General features: G+C 43.1%; 12 protein-coding genes. 9 read left to right on the forward strand and 3 right to left on the reverse strand.

Annotation, left to right across the window (positions count from 1 at the left end):
• Positions 1-534 precede the first annotated feature (534 nt).
• The 4 genes from thrS to rnr all read left to right on the forward strand — a co-directional run bounded on the left by thrS (position 535) and on the right by rnr (position 6999).
• Positions 535-2469, forward strand: a complete 1935-nt coding sequence (thrS, locus tag JMW64_RS00005) for a threonine--tRNA ligase (RefSeq protein ID WP_201552129.1) — start codon at positions 535-537, stop codon at positions 2467-2469.
• 23 nt (positions 2470-2492) lie between these two features.
• A complete protein-coding gene (gene infC / locus JMW64_RS00010; RefSeq protein ID WP_045447656.1) occupies positions 2493-2996 on the forward strand; it encodes a translation initiation factor IF-3 in 504 nt (167 codons plus the stop codon).
• Positions 2997-3317: 321 nt separating this feature from the next.
• Entirely contained in the window at positions 3318-4562 is a 1245-nt protein-coding gene (locus tag JMW64_RS00015) for a toxic anion resistance protein (RefSeq protein WP_109592179.1), read from the forward strand.
• A gap of 142 nt (positions 4563-4704) precedes the next feature.
• Positions 4705-6999, forward strand: coding sequence for a ribonuclease R (gene rnr / locus JMW64_RS00020; RefSeq protein ID WP_201552131.1), 2295 nt, complete (start codon positions 4705-4707; stop codon positions 6997-6999).
• An 87-nt stretch (positions 7000-7086) separates the two neighbouring features.
• On the opposite strand, the gene JMW64_RS00025 is transcribed toward rnr, so the two are convergent.
• From JMW64_RS00025 to hisA, 3 genes are all read right to left on the reverse strand, one after another.
• Positions 7087-7389 carry a hypothetical protein gene (locus tag JMW64_RS00025; protein ID WP_045447653.1) on the reverse strand — a complete coding sequence of 101 codons (303 nt, stop codon included), beginning with the start codon at positions 7387-7389 and terminating at the stop codon, positions 7087-7089.
• A gap of 83 nt (positions 7390-7472) precedes the next feature.
• The gene (locus tag JMW64_RS00030) at positions 7473-9113 is read right to left on the reverse strand and encodes a mechanosensitive ion channel family protein (protein ID WP_201552133.1); all 1641 of its coding nucleotides are present in this window, start codon (positions 9111-9113) and stop codon (positions 7473-7475) included.
• A gap of 63 nt (positions 9114-9176) precedes the next feature.
• Positions 9177-9914: a 1-(5-phosphoribosyl)-5-[(5-phosphoribosylamino)methylideneamino]imidazole-4-carboxamide isomerase gene (gene hisA / locus JMW64_RS00035; protein ID WP_201552135.1), complete on the reverse strand. Its 738-nt coding sequence runs from the start codon at positions 9912-9914 to the stop codon at positions 9177-9179.
• 1113 nt (positions 9915-11027) lie between these two features.
• Here hisA and JMW64_RS00040 point away from each other — a divergent pair.
• Genes JMW64_RS00040 through nqrE form a run of 5 tightly spaced genes read left to right on the forward strand, consistent with a single transcriptional unit; the run spans position 11028 to position 15788 of the window.
• A complete protein-coding gene (locus JMW64_RS00040; RefSeq protein ID WP_201552138.1) occupies positions 11028-12380 on the forward strand; it encodes a Na(+)-translocating NADH-quinone reductase subunit A in 1353 nt (450 codons plus the stop codon).
• A 5-nt stretch (positions 12381-12385) separates the two neighbouring features.
• A complete protein-coding gene (locus tag JMW64_RS00045) occupies positions 12386-13621 on the forward strand; it encodes an NADH:ubiquinone reductase (Na(+)-transporting) subunit B (protein ID WP_055125672.1) in 1236 nt (411 codons plus the stop codon).
• The gene (locus tag JMW64_RS00050; RefSeq protein WP_201552140.1) at positions 13602-14507 is read left to right on the forward strand and encodes a Na(+)-translocating NADH-quinone reductase subunit C; all 906 of its coding nucleotides are present in this window, start codon (positions 13602-13604) and stop codon (positions 14505-14507) included. Before JMW64_RS00045 ends, JMW64_RS00050 begins: the two co-directional genes overlap by 20 nt.
• Position 14508: 1 nt before the next feature.
• Complete coding sequence (locus JMW64_RS00055; RefSeq protein ID WP_055125671.1) at positions 14509-15180, forward strand: NADH:ubiquinone reductase (Na(+)-transporting) subunit D; 672 nt, start codon at positions 14509-14511, stop codon at positions 15178-15180.
• Positions 15180-15788 (forward strand): NADH:ubiquinone reductase (Na(+)-transporting) subunit E, encoded by a 609-nt coding sequence (nqrE, locus tag JMW64_RS00060; protein WP_011281361.1) that lies wholly within the window; start codon positions 15180-15182, stop codon positions 15786-15788. Before JMW64_RS00055 ends, nqrE begins: the two co-directional genes overlap by 1 nt.
• Positions 15789-15798: the final 10 nt, after the last annotated feature.

Genomic DNA, 15798 nt, shown 5'->3' on the forward strand with positions numbered 1-15798 from the left:
CTTTTAATAATGTATAGTTTTCAATGAGTTAAGATTAATATTCATTTAATTCTCTTAAATTAGACGGTAAATAATTACTCAGCTTTAAACAGTATCTATCGATATTCATTAATTGTCATCTATAGCGTTGCCATTAAGAACTTACTTTAAGCTAAAATTTTGAGGCTCCATACTGACTTTTTGGCATATTTATCTGCTTATTGATAATTGCCTTCGCTGTGTCCTTAGCTAACTATGATTTACACTTCTTGATATTCGTATAGATAGCATCTATATATAGAAGCCGACCTAATCCCTTACTATCTAGTGTTGATACACAGTTTTTGCTATAATAGCTGACTTTATAATATTGCTTAATGGCATTTCTTATTAGCCTTGATTATTCAACGGTTGATTGTTTGAAATTTTGCCTTTAAGTGATATCTATCTCTTATAACATATCATAGCAGTTGGATATAATTGACGCAGTCTTGCGGTTATATGATTGATGGTTGCAATCATCACTGCCAACGGACGCAAAAAGGTGAATAGATTATGGTAGCGATTACTTTACCCGATGGTAGCGTGAAAAACTTCGAAGGTAGTACCACCGTCATGGAAGTGGCACAAAGCATTGGTGCAGGATTGGCTAAAGCAACGGTCGCCGGACGTGTAGATGGTCATCTAGTTGATGCGCACGACCCTATCGCTCATGATGCTAAGGTTGAAATCGTGACACCAAAAGATGATGACGGTGTCGATATCATTCGCCATTCTTGTGCTCACCTATTAGGTCATGCTGTTAAGCAGCTATATCCTGATGTAAAAATGGTGATTGGTCCCGTTATCGATGATGGTTTTTATTATGACATCTATAGCGAAACGCCGTTTACACCAGAGCATATGGCAGCCATTGAAAAACGCATGATGGAGCTCATCAAGCAAGATTATGACGTTATCAAAAAAATAACGCCACGCGATGAAGTCATTAAAATCTTTGAAGAACGTGGTGAAGACTATAAGCTTAAGCTGATTAATGATATGCCAGGCGAAGAAGCCTTTGGTCTCTATCATCATCAAGAATATGTCGATATGTGCCGTGGTCCACATGTGCCAAACACCAGATTTTTAAAAGTATTCAAACTGACCAAAATGTCTGGTGCATATTGGCGCGGTGATGCCAAGAACGAGCAACTGCAACGTATCTATGGTACAGCATGGGCGGATAAGAAAGACCTAAAAGCCTATATTCAGCGTATCGAAGAAGCTGAAAAACGTGACCATCGTAAAATTGGTAAAGCGTTAAATCTGTTCCATATGCAAGAGCAAGCGCCGGGTATGGTGTTTTGGCATGCAAATGGTTGGACTATTTACCAAGTACTTGAGCAATATATGCGTAAAGTACAGCATGATAATGGCTATGAAGAAATTAAAACACCGCAAATCGTCGATCGTAGTTTGTGGGAGCGTTCGGGACATTGGGGTAACTATGCGACTAACATGTTCACGACTGCCAGTGAAAATCGTGATTATGCGGTAAAACCGATGAACTGCCCTTGCCACGTGCAAGTATTTAACCAAGGCTTAAAATCTTACCGTGACCTGCCATTACGTATGGCAGAGTTTGGCTCATGCCATCGAAACGAGCCATCAGGTTCACTACATGGTTTGATGCGTGTACGCGGCTTTACCCAAGATGATGCTCATATCTTCTGTACACAGTCGCAAATCCAGCAAGAAGTCGCTGACTTTATTAAGCTAACTCTTGCCGTTTATGAAGACTTTGGTTTTGATAATATTATTATGAAACTCTCGACCCGTCCTGAAAAACGGGTCGGTAGTGATGAGTCTTGGGATTTTGCCGAAAAAGCTTTGGCCGATGCATTAGATAGCTCAGGATTAGATTGGGCTTATCTGCCAGGTGAAGGCGCATTTTATGGTCCGAAGATTGAATTTAGTTTGAAAGATTCTTTAGGACGCGTCTGGCAGTGCGGTACGATTCAGGTTGACCCAAACATGCCTGAGCGCCTGGATGCCGAATTCGTCAATGAGCAAAACGAGCGTGAAGTACCTATTATGTTGCACCGTGCCATCTTAGGTTCATTCGAGCGCTTCATTGGTATATTGATTGAAAACTATGCTGGTTGGATGCCCGTTTGGCTAGCGCCGCAACAAGTGGTGGTGATGAATATCACTGATAAACAGGCAGATGCTTGTGAAAATGTGGTCAGCGAACTCAAAAAGTCAGGTTTGCGGGCTATTAGTGACTTGCGTAACGAAAAGATTGGATTTAAGATACGAGAGAAAACATTAGAACGCGTTCCCTATATGCTAGTATTAGGGGATAAAGAAGTCGAATCGGGCAGTGTCAACGTCCGTACGCGTGAAGGTGAAAACCTTGGCGTGATGAGTGTTCCAGAATTTATTACATTAGTACAGACCGCTGTCAGCGAAAAAGGCCGACAGACCCCAAAAACAGATGAGGAGTAATACCTATTAAACAGTCAAACCGTTTGAACATCAACGAAGATATCACAGCCAAAGAAGTCCGTCTCGTTAAAGAAGACGGCGAACAGATGGGCGTGGTCGATATCGAAACCGCGATGAAAGCGGCACGTGAGGACAGTCTAGATTTGGTCGAATTGGTTCCTGAAGCCAAACCGCCAGTATGCAAAATCATGGATTATAAGCATTTCCTCTATGATCAAAAGCAAAAGGCGAAAGAAGCTAAAAAGAACCAAAAGCAAACTCAGCTAAAAGAGATGAAGCTGCGTCCTAGTACTGAAGAAGCTGATTATCAGGTTAAACTGAAAAAAATCGTCAGCTTTTTGGAAGACCAAGACAAAGTTAAAATCAGTATTCGCTTTCGTGGCCGTGAAATGGCGCACCAAGAAATTGGTCGCAAGCAGCTAGATCGTATTATCGAAGATACTGCTGAGATTGCTAACGTTGAGCAATATCCTAAGATGGAAGGTCGTCAGATGGGTATGCTGCTTGGGCCAACTAAGAAAAAGTAATCTGTTTATTAGATGGCTGTTAGTCAATATAGATATGTATAACCTTAACCATCAATATACTGCGGGATATTGATGGTTTTTTATTGTGTGCATAGATACATATCTCTTTTAAATATGTTTAGTCAGATATAATTGGCTGACTCTATTTTACAAAACCTACCTTCTCAACCATTTGATTACGCGGTAATCTAAAGGTCTGTTTTATATTTGCTAATCAGCATTTATTAAAAATTTCTAGTAAGTGTATAAAAATAACGTATATCACGACCATCAGAGTCGTTGACAAAAACACTACTTTTATCCAATATTGAAGGAAATTTCATGCAAGAATTGACCCCACCAGAAAACGCAACGACGCCAAGTATTTCTCTAACCGCGCCTGAACCTGTGAGAGAAATACAAAAAAGCGAAGCAGATCAGATGGTCAAATTGGATGACAGCCAAATCCCAGAACTTGATGCCAAGGTCGATGCCTTTGTTGATCATGTGATTAATAATTCTGTGCACAGTGCTGAGTTTCAGCAAAATGTGCAATCGATTCATAATCTCGGCACCAAAGAGATTCGTGAATCAGCCCAAGTGTCTAATCGTATGCTTGATTTACCCGCCAAAAGTCTCAATGACAGCTTGTTTGATAATTCCCCTATCGCCAAGTCATTGACTGAGTTGCGCGGCATCGTCGAAGATTTAGATCCCAGTAAAAAAGAGCTGACCAGCTCGCGTAAGTTATTCGGTCTCATCCCATTTGGCAATAAAGTACAGGATTACTTCCGTCAATATGAATCGGCACAATCACATATCAACGCCGTAGTAACCAGTCTATATAATGGTAAGGATGAGCTGCTCAAAGACAATGCGATGATTGAGCAAGAAAAAGTCAATATGTGGGAGCTGATGCAATCCATACGCCAATACGTTTATGTCGGCAAAAAGATTGATGAGCAGTTAGAACAGAAGGTTTATGCGATAGAAGCGACCGATCCCGAAAAAGCACGCATTATTAAAGAAGAGATGTTGTTTTATGTGCGTCAAAAAAACACCGACTTTTTAACTCAGTTAGCCGTGAACGTGCAAGGCTATTTAGCGCTCGATACCATTCGCCGCAATAACTTAGAATTGATAAAAGGCGTTGATCGAGCCACCACAACCACCGTATCTGCACTACGTACAGCGGTCGTGGTTGCACAAGCGATGACCAATCAAAAACTGGTGCTTGATCAAATTACTGCTTTAAATAAAACCACCAGTAGCTTAATTGAATCGACCTCAGCGATGCTAAAACGTCAGTCAGGTGAAATCCATGAGCATGCGACCAGTAGCAGCATTGAGCTTGATAAATTGCAAAACGCTTTCAATAACGTCTATGATACGATGGATATGATTAGCAATTATAAAATTGAAGCGCTAGAGAACATGAAACAGACGGTCAATACTTTGACTACTGAAGTCGATAAGGCTCAGAAATACTTGGATAAGTCTAATCAAACAACAGTATTAGAAGTGTCGAAAGAGATAGACAGTAAAAAGATAACCAATAGATCAAGTACAGTCGATATCGACATTTGATTTGTTTTTAATAGTTGTTGCCTATTAGAGGTGGCCACTTCCTGCTACCAAATACACTTAAGACAATTGACGCAAGATATTGCAACGTCGTTCGTGTTAAGATAGCCATTATTAATAATTTTAAAAATAGATACGGTAATTTATGAGTTGGAACGATCCAAACGCCTCAAGTGAGGCAAAAAGATATGACAATCCTATCCCTAGTCGCGAACTGATACTCAGTACGATTAATGAGCATGGTGAAGTCACGCATCAACAATTGGCAAAAGCCTTTAATATTGATGACCCAGACCAGTTTGACGCTTTAGGCAATCGCCTAAAAGCGATGGCACGTGATGGACAAGTAAACCGCGACGGTCGTCCTTATCGCTATCGCACGGTGACCAAGCAAGATGTCGTCAGAGGTACAGTGTCTGCACATCCGAAAGGCTTTGGCTTTGTATTATTAAGCGATATGCCAGATTTGTTTTTGCATGAAAAGCAAATGCGCTGGGTTTTCAACGGTGACACTGTAGATGCAGTCGGTACATCGACAGACAATCGCGGGCGCACAGAAGGACGTATCGTCGATGTCGTTGAACGTCGCCAAAATAACTTCATTGGTACATTAGCGCGTGATGAAGATGGCTACTGTGTCGAGCTTGGTAGTCCAAATAATCACCAGCCGATTACCGTTACTGAAGAAAATGTACAAGCGATGAATGCCAAGCAAGGCTCTCCTGTTAAGGTTGATGTTATTGATTGGCCAAATCAGCATGAATTTGCGACGGGTAAAATCACCGAAGTACTGTCTGATGACAATGATCGCGAACTGATTATTGAAACCACCTTACTCAATTATGACATCCCATCAGATTTTAGTGAAGCAGCACTGAAGCAAGCCAACGATTATCAAGAGCCGACTGAAAAAGATTTAAAAGGTCGTAAAGATTTGCGTGATTTGCCGTTGGTGACTATCGATGGTGAAGATGCACGTGATTTTGATGATGCCGTATTTGCCGAAAAACGCTCTGGTGGCAACTATCGTGTCTTAGTTGCGATTGCTGATGTCAGTTATTACGTCACACCAAACTCGCCACTTGATAAAGATGCCTACGAGCGCGGTACGTCCGTATATTTCCCGCATCGTGTGATTCCAATGTTGCCTGAAGTACTCTCTAATGGTCTGTGTTCATTGAATCCTGACCGTGACCGTCTTTGTATGGTCGCCGATATCAAAATATCACGAGCAGGCAAAGTGACCGGTTATGAGTTCTATCCTGCTGTCATGCACTCACAAGCACGCTTAACGTATAATCAAGTGAACGCTTATCTTGAGAATCCAGAAGATAAGAGCGTACCTACCTCACTAACGGGTAATAAAGACGTCAAAAAATCTGTCGATACCTTACATCAATTGTATGAGCTACTGCTTAAAAAGCGTGAAGAGCGTCATGCAATGGAGTTTGAGACAGTTGAGACATACATTAAGTTTAATGAGAAAGGTGGTATCGAAGCAATCCTACCGCGTACTCGCGGTGATGCTCAAAAACTCATTGAAGAATGTATGTTGCTGGCCAATACTTGTGCAGCGAACTTTGCACTCAAGCATGAGCTTCCTGTCTTATATCGTAACCATGACAAACCTGATGGCGAAAAATCAATGCGTATTCACGAATACGCAAAGAATTTTGGTTTAAGCTTTCCAGAAGAAAATCCAACGCAAGCCGATTATCAGCGCATTATTGAAGCCACCAAAGACAGACCCGATGCGATTAGTATCCACAGCATGCTGTTGCGCTCAATGATGCAAGCAAACTATGCGCCTGACAATATCGGTCACTTTGGGCTAGCTTATGACGAATATAGCCACTTCACCTCGCCGATTCGTCGTTACCCTGATTTGATGCTGCATCGTGCCATCAAAGCAAAAGTGACCAATACCCAGCAGCCAGTGATGGACTTTTCTCTTGAAGCGGCTGGCACGCAAACCTCAGATACTGAGCGCCGAGCCGAAAAAGCCTCACGCTATGTAGAGTCTTGGCTCAAGTGTCACTATATGAAAGATCATGTTGGTGAAGAGTTCGAAGGTGTGGTCACTACAGTCACAAGCTTCGGTTTGTTTGTTACCTTGACTGACTTATATATTGATGGTTTGGTTCACATCTCTAATGTCGGTGATGACTTCTTTGTTTACGATGAACAGCAACAACAGCTGATCGGTAAAGACAAAGGGACATTGTTCGGACTGGGCGATCGCGTTAAAGTGAAAGTTGCTGGCGTCAATATGGATCTGCTACAAATTGACTTTGATTTAAAAGCCAAATTGCAATCTAGTGAAATGAATCAAACGAAGAGCGCGCCTTCTAAGAAAAGTACTGAGAAGAAAAGTACTGATAGAAGAGGCCCCGCTAAAAAGACTGGCAGCCGTAGTAAAGGCGCAAGTAAGAAAAGCTAGTGTTAGCAAACGCTTCAAATAATAAAAAGGCCAACGTCATCGTTGGCCTTTTTTGTGCGTAGTATTTTATAACGACTACTTAAATCATTATTGCGCATTACTCATCTGGTCTAGACGTTCCTTGTCTGCTTCCTGAGCCTGATCTATTTTCGCGGTAGCATTATCGAGAATGGCTTTAGGCTGTTTACCAAGTGGCTGGCTTGCGACATCTACTGAGCCACTTTCTACATCATCCGTATTTGGTAACGCTGTATCGGGAGATTGCTCAGATCCTGCGTCACTTATGACTAGCTCTCTATTTTTATCACGTTGATTGCCATTAATGAGGTTGAAACCTAGTAACGCAACCATGCCCACTAGGGCGAATATAATCAAGTGTTTCATTTGCATAAAAAATGTCTCGTATTTGAATGATAATCAGATATACGTTTCGTTGCATTTTTTATGCCTAGTTTTTGGTAGGTTTTTGCAAATTATTCTTGCGGGCTATTATTATTCAGTAAATCAGTCTCGTCAGAGCTTTCTGCAATTTCCTGTTCAACTTTTTCCATGAGTTTGTCGTCAGGACGAGCGTTAAGCACCTCATCAGCATTGCGACCTTGTAAAATCAATTTGGCACGAGCCTTTGCTTGTTTTTTGTCCTTATCATCAACGCTATTATCTTCATTCTGGTTTTTATCGGTCACTTTGGGCGTGATTGGCGTAATTGTCATATTAGTATTAGCACTGCTGGCGTTACTGTCCTGCATATGCTCAAACGCTTTTTCTAAGTTACTATTAAAACGCAAACGATAAATCGGTTCAGGCAAGCTGAAGCCTTCATTTTCTAACGCATGCTTGGTCTCACGAATGGCAATACTGCGTGCTTTTGAGAAATCCGTATCTGATTGATCCACCCAAATTTTAAATTCTAAAATGATATTAGAGTCGCCAACATTGGTAATGACAGCCACTGCTTTTGGTTCATCTAAAACGAATGCTAATGTATGTATCGCATCCAGTCCGACCTTGATAGCTGCTAATGGATCATCATTGGCATCAACGCCTAACTCAAAGGTAAATCGACGTTCTGGATTTTTGGTGTAGTTTAAGATCGTTGCTTTAAATACTTCAGCATTGGGAATGCGCAACTGGTTGCCATCTAAAGTCATCAGAATAGTCGCACGTGAGGTTAGCCGTACTACAATCCCCTCTTGATTATTAATCAAAATATGATCACGTGCGCGAAATGGTTGGCGAATACTGAGCATGAGCGAGGCAATGTAATTCTCAATAGTGTCTTTGACCGCAAAACCAACGGCGATACCGATAACGCCTGCACCGCCAAGCAAAGTACCTAAGATGGTTTCGGCGCCTATCAAACTCAGCGCAAGAATCAAACCGAAAATAATAAAAATGACTTTAACGGTTTGTGACAGCAATTCGGCGACAAATGGATTGGGCGTGAGCCGCTGCCACATTTTTTTGCGATTAGACAGCCAACTACCAAACCATGTCACCAATGCAAATAGGACAATGCCGACCAATAGGAGTGGCAAGGCTTTGACTAGATTTTTGGCTTGGGCTTTAAGACCTTGATAAACGGTAGTGACATTGTCTTGAACATCAAGGGTACGATCAATCCGATCTTCGACAGTGACCACATCTGTCAGGCGGTTGGTCAAATTAATGGCTTGTTGCGCTTTTTTCTCGTTCGGCGTCTCTCCGGTTAAGGTGACAACACCTTGCGTAACGCTGACATTGATAGCCTGCAGACCTTCTATTTCAGAAAAAATACCCTGAATACGTTGACGGATGTCATTATCTTTTTGCGGAGTAGGAGTGGTTTCGATTTGCGCATTATTGGTGCTCTCACCACTGATTATGGGCGGTGGTGCTGGCTCAGGTATGACAACTGGAGATGCTGAAGCTTCCTCTTCTGAGGTCGCATCAAGTAAAGGTTTATCAGCTGCCGGGTTTTCTGCTGTATCTATCCCCAATGCAGAGGTGATACCAGTCACCTCTTCACCAGCCGCATACACTGGAAAGGCAAAAAGGATGCTTAGTAACAACAGCATTTGACCGCACGCTTTTATAAAATCGCACATCGTTGAACGGTCAAAGTCAGTGTTCATAAGCATCCTTTGCTTTTTATAGATTTTCGTACTCATCTTTCTTTACTGAATGTTCAATAATCATTAACTGTCTAAATAAACTTGTGCCTCGCCCAAGTTTAACGTGCCTTCATAGATCGCGCGACCAGTAATGATACCTTCAATACAATCGCCATAAGGTTTCAGCAGTTCGATATCTTTCATATTGGTCACGCCGCCTGAAGCAATCACAGTCAAGCCGCCTTCACGTGCCAAATTGACAGTTTGTTCAACGTTGACGCCTTGCATCATGCCATCGCGGTTGATATCGGTGTATACAATCGACGATACGCCAACATCTGCAAAGCGCTTCGCAAGCTCGGTCGCCTTGGTATCCGTCACATTTGCCCAGCCATGAGTGGCAACCATGCCATCTTTAGCATCGATACCTACAATGATATGACCCGGAAATTCGCGGCAAGCTTCTGCGACAAACTCAGGATCTTCGACCGCTTTTGTACCAATGATGATATAAGTCAAACCAGCCGTAATATATTGCTCAATGGTGTTCATATTGCGCACACCGCCGCCCAGCTGAATAGGCAGATTCGGATACGCTTTGGTAATGTCATTCACCACTTGTCTATGAACGGGTACGCCGTCAAATGCCCCATTCAAATCAACCAAATGCAGTCGACGTGCACCTTCCTCTACCCAGCGTGCTGCCATGGCCACTGGATCATTAGAAAAAACCGTATTATCCTCCATACGGCCTTGTTTTAAGCGGACACATTTACCATCTTTTAAATCAATCGCCGGGATAATGACAGGCACAGCACACATATAGCATTCCTTATAAAGCACAACAATAAATATATTTAGAAAAGTAGATTCAAAAATCAGGGTGTATTGAACGTTCAACACCCTCTAAACACGCATAAAAACATAAGTCAAAAGTGACTTAATATATAGACGAATCAAAAGCTATCCATGATAGATCCAAAATCCGCTTCGATAGATAGAAATGACCATAAAAAAACGGTCAATCATAACCATAAGTTTTAATACATTGAATCACTGGCAACATTAGATAAATTCAATTACTGACTGGCAATTTTAGGTCAATTTAGCGTATAATCCTAGGTAAATTTTTATTTGTTTCTATGTGATAGTAACCATGCGCTGCGCTTTTTATTGAGTCATTTATGGCTTAGTGTTGCATAGCGGTCAGGATGAGTCGAGCAGCAGCTAAGTGCATCTTTTTGATGTTGGCTGACATATTGCTAAGAAGGGTTATATTAGAAATTTCAACTGGTGGCCTCTAAACAGTCTACTCTACAGCACTAAACTCTAATGACGCCTCTTTCTTTTTTATAGTCTCTATCATCTCTCTATCACTAGCTAACTATTTTAGAACAGTCATTACTAGCTGTATAGCCGCTTATTGATGTGAGTGAAATCTACTTAATAATGGCTTCGCTAGTTCGTCTGTCAACCAGTTTATCATCTATTTCGATAGATTATCTTTTGGCTATATTCTTATCTAATTGCGTATCTATTAACAAGATATCAAACCAATAAGGGTGGTCAATTGCGCTGGTGTTACAAGCTTTAATTTTCAATGAAACGTATGATAGAGCTATTGTCTACACAATCATTTTCGCTAAAGGCTTGAACGATTGCGTTTGATTTGATGGTTTTAACATACACCTTGGTAGCCAGTCGCCACTTTGGTCATTCGAATAAGACATTAACGTGTTGTTAAGGAGTCTAAGGTCAGCGTTAATACTCTTACTAGTAGTTATGATCATGCGTTATTTTTAGAGATCCTTTGTCACTATCCTACTATAGGAAGAGAGACGTGGGGGCTTTATTGAATGACGCAGATGTTCATGCTACCGATATACCAAACAGGACGTCTGGTATCGTTTTAGACTATGGACTAAGTTTTCGCTTATGATTACCATCAAAAAAGGTTTGGATTTGCCCATCACCGGTGAATCATCCCGCGAGATATCTGAGCACCAACCGACACATGTCGCCGTTATTGGCTATGATTATGTGGGCATGAAGCCCACGATGAATGTCAAAGAAGGTGATATCGTAGCAAAGGGTCAGCCCGTTTTTGAAGACAAAAAACGAGTTGGCGTTATCTATACTGCCCCTGCTGCTGGTAAAGTCGTCGCGATTAAACGCGGTGAACGTCGTGTGTTTGAGAGCCTTGTGATTGCGGTCGACCCAAACGGTGAAGAAGTAGACTTCGAGCGCTATGACTCCCAGCAACTTGCTGACCTAGACGCTGAAGTTGTTGAAACCCAACTGCTTGCCTCTGGCGAATGGACCGCGTTTCGCACGCGCCCTTATAGCCGTGCGCCAGAAATCGGTGCCCGTCCTCATGCTATTTTTGTCACCGCTATGGATACCAATCCATTAGCATTTGACCCAATGCTGCTGATTAACGATCAGTTGCAAGCGTTCAATGACGGACTTGCTGTCTTATCGACACTCAGCCCCAAGACCTTTGTTTGCCATCATGGTGATGCCCAGTTGACGCCAGTTGCCAAAACGGCGGCTAATAATGTCACTGAGTATCATAGCTTTGCTGGTAAGCATCCTGCTGGTCTGGCTGGCACGCACATTCACTTTTTGCACCCAATCATGCGCGGCGTGACCGTATGGACGATTGGCTATCAAGACGTGATTGCGATTGGTAAGCTATTCACCAGCGGTCGCTTATATACGCGCCGTATCATTAGTTTGGCAGGTCCTGCGGTCACCAAGCCACGTTTGGTGGCTACTGAGCGCGGTGCTGATATCGCTGCTCTGACCAAAGGACAGCTGGCGGCTGGCGAGAACCGTATTATTTCCGGTTCGGTGTTGTCAGGTCGCAAAGTGTTTGGCAATACGGCTTATCTTGGTCGCTTTCATAACCAAATCAGTGTGCTGCCTGAAGGGCGTGAACGTCCAGCGTTCCATTTCCTAAGTGTCGGCACCAACCGCTTCTCTAAGCTGCCTATTTATATTTCTAAGTTTTTTGGTAATAAGAAATATAACTTTACGACCACGAGTAATGGTTCACCGCGAGCGATGGTACCTATCGGGGTTTATGAAGAGGTCATGCCGCAAGATTATCTGCCTACACAGTTACTACGTGCATTAATTGTCGAAGACATGATTAGCGCCGTAGATTTGGGCGTGCTCGAATTGGACGAAGAAGATTTAGCATTATGCACCTTCGTATCTCCTGGCAAATATGAATTCGGTGATATTTTGCGTGATAACTTGACACGCATAGAGCTGGAGGGCTAACCACGATGAAATTTTTACACAATATGTTCGATCGTATGGAGCCGTCTTTCACCAAGGGTGGCAAACACGAAAAATACTATGCTATCTTTGAGATGTTTGATACGTTTTTGCGTCAACCAAGCTCAACCACATACTCAGCATCACACGTACGCGACGGTATCGACCTAAAGCGTATTATGATTACCGTATGGTTATGTACTTTCCCAGCCATGTTTTGGGGTATGTACAACATCGGTCATCAAGCACTAACGGCGATTGCAACCCTTGGTTTACAGCCTGAAGGCTGGCGTACCGTTATCACCAGTATGGCAGGCTATAACCCAGACAGTATCTGGGCAAGCTTCGTCTACGGTGCTATGCAATTTTTACCGATTTATATCGTCACCTTTGCGGTCGGTATTCTCTGTGAGATTATCTTTGCCGTAGTACGCGGCCATGAAGTCAACGAAGGTTTCTTTGTGACCTCAGTGCTGTTTGCGCTTTGTTTACCACCAGATATCCCTTTATGGCAAGTTGCCCTCGGTATTATCTTTGGTGTCGTAGTCGCAAAAGAAGTGTTCGGTGGTACGGGTAAAAACTTCCTGAACCCTGCCCTATCGGGTCGCGCATTCTTATACTTTGCTTACCCTGCTTATATGTCTGGTGACTCAGTATGGACTGCCGTTGATGGTTTCTCTGGTGCGACGCCACTTGGTCTTGCCGCGTTAGGTGTCGTTCCTCAGGACTTCGTCGACGTCTATGGTAATGCCATCACTTGGGGTGATGCGTTCTTAGGCAACATGCAAGGCAGTATCGGTGAAGTATCAACACTGGCTATCCTAATGGGTGCCGTCGTTCTACTTTGGACACGTATTGCTTCATGGCGTATTATGGCAGGTTGTGTGGTAGGTCTGATTGCTACTTCTCTTGTCTTTAATATGATTGGTTCTGAAGACAATATGATGATGAACCTGCCGTTCTATTGGCACTTAGTTATCGGCGGCTTCGCCTTTGGTGCCGTGTTTATGGCAACCGATCCTGTATCAGCGGCGCATACCAATAAAGGACGCTGGGCTTATGGTATCTTGATTGGTTTTATGACGGTATTGATTCGCGTCGTGAACCCAGCTTTCCCAGAAGGCATCATGCTGGCTATTTTATTCGCCAACTTATTTGCTCCATTGTTTGATTACTTTGTGACCCAAGCAAACATCAAACGCCAAACAGCTCGGAGGGTTCGTTATGTCCAAGCCCAAAAGTAATAATGCGAAAACCATCAGTGTGGCATTGACGCTATGCTTGGTGTGTTCCGTCTTAGTTTCAGCAGTAGCGGTTGGTCTAAAACCTGCTCAAATTGAAAACGCACGCTTAGACCGTAACAAAAACATCTTGGTTGCCGCTGGCATGTACGATGCCGAGTCTGATACAGCAGATGATGTTGCTGAACGTTTTAAAGATTTCGATGTCGAAATTATTGACTTAAGTAAAGGCAGCTACGTTGATGATGAAGCGCTAAAAGCCGCTGGCATTCCTGATCGTAATGCTTATGATGCAAGCCAAGCGACTAAAAATAAAGCACTGAGTGAAGATTTAGGCAACAATGACCCTGCTGGTATTGGTCGTAAACCCAAATATGCCAAAGTCTATGTTAAAAAAGATGACGCAGGCAAACCTGAAATGGTTGTTTTGCCGATTCAAGGCTATGGACTATGGGGCACTATCTATGGTTTCTTAACCCTTGAAAGCGATATGAATACCATCAAAGGTATCAGCTTTTATGAGCATAAAGAAACCCCAGGTCTGGGTGCTCGTATCGAAGAGCCAGAGTGGCGTGCGAAGTGGAGCGGTATCCACTCATATGACGAAAATGGTAATGTTGCCACTGGTGTGACCAAAGCGGGTACACCAAAAGAGAACTGGGTCGATGGTATCAGTGGTGCAACCTTGACCGGTCGCGGTGTCAGTAACATGATTCAGTTTTGGTTGGGTGAGCAAGGTTATAAGCCTTATTTAGATACGCTACGTAAAGAGAGTGGTCAAGCGATTGACAATGCGGCAGATACAAAAGCTGCGCAATCAACACTGATCGCTCAACCTGAAACCGAACTGGCAGCCAAACGACCAGTAGCAAACGGCAAGGAGGCATAACATGGCTGACACTAAAAGTATTTTAACCTCGCCTATTTTTGATAATAACCCCATTGCCCTACAGATTCTTGGTATCTGTTCGGCACTGGCTGTCACCACAAGCATGGCCAATGCCATGGTGATGTGTGTGGCGTTGACCTTAGTCACGGCGTTTTCAAGCTTCTTTATCTCGATCATTCGTAAGCAAATCCCTTCAAGCATTCGTATTATCGTACAGATGACCATCATTGCTTCCTTGGTTATCTTGGTCGATCAGGTGCTAAAAGCCGTTGCTTATGATGTGAGTAAAGGCTTGTCGGTCTTCGTTGGTTTGATTATCACCAACTGTATCGTGATGGGTCGTGCCGAAGCATTTGCCATGAGCAATCCACCAGTGCCAAGCTTTTTAGATGGTATTGGTAATGGTCTTGGCTATTCTGCGGTCTTGCTGTTTGTTGCGACTATCCGTGAGCTACTTGGCTCAGGTACGTGGTTTGGTATCACCATCCTACAGCCTGTCACTGATGGCGGTTGGTATATTCCAAACGGTCTATTATTGTTGCCACCGTCAGCATTCTTTATTATTGGTTTGTTCATTGCCATTATCCGTATCTGGAAACCTGAGCAGGTTGAAGACGCTGAATTTGTAATGAAGCCGCAGTCTAAAGGCATGGCACATGGAGGCGGTCACTAATGGGACATTATGTTAGTTTATTTATAACCTCAGTCTTTATTGAGAATATGGCGCTGGCCTATTTCTTAGGTATGTGTACTTTCTTGGCCGTATCAAAGAAGGTTTCAACCGCTATTGGTCTGGGTGTTGCCGTGGTCGTCGTGATGGCGATTACCGTACCATTAAACAACTTACTCTTTCAGTTCATTCTCAAAGATGGTGCGCTGGCATGGGCAGGTTTCCCTGATATCGATTTAAGCTTTTTGGGCTTGCTCAGTTATATCGGCTTGATTGCTGCGACCGTACAGATTCTAGAGATGTTCCTCGATAAGTTCGTTCCTAGTCTGTATAACGCCCTTGGGGTGTTCTTGCCACTTATCACTGTGAACTGCGCCATCTTAGGTGGTGTACTATTTATGGTTGAGCGAGACTATAATTTCGGCGAATCTGTCGTGTATGGTGTGGGCGCAGGCTTCGGTTGGGCATTGGCGATTACCGCATTGGCCGGTATCCGTGAAAAGTTAAAATACTCAGACATTCCAGCACCGCTGCGTGGTCTTGGTATTACTTTTATCACAGTTGGTCTGATGTCACTTGGCTTTATGTCTTTCGGCGGTATGTCAATTTAGACCGCTAAGC

Origin of the sequence: Psychrobacter immobilis (assembly GCF_904846065.1) — a bacterium.
Classification (GTDB): Bacteria; Pseudomonadota; Gammaproteobacteria; order Pseudomonadales; family Moraxellaceae; genus Psychrobacter; species Psychrobacter immobilis_H.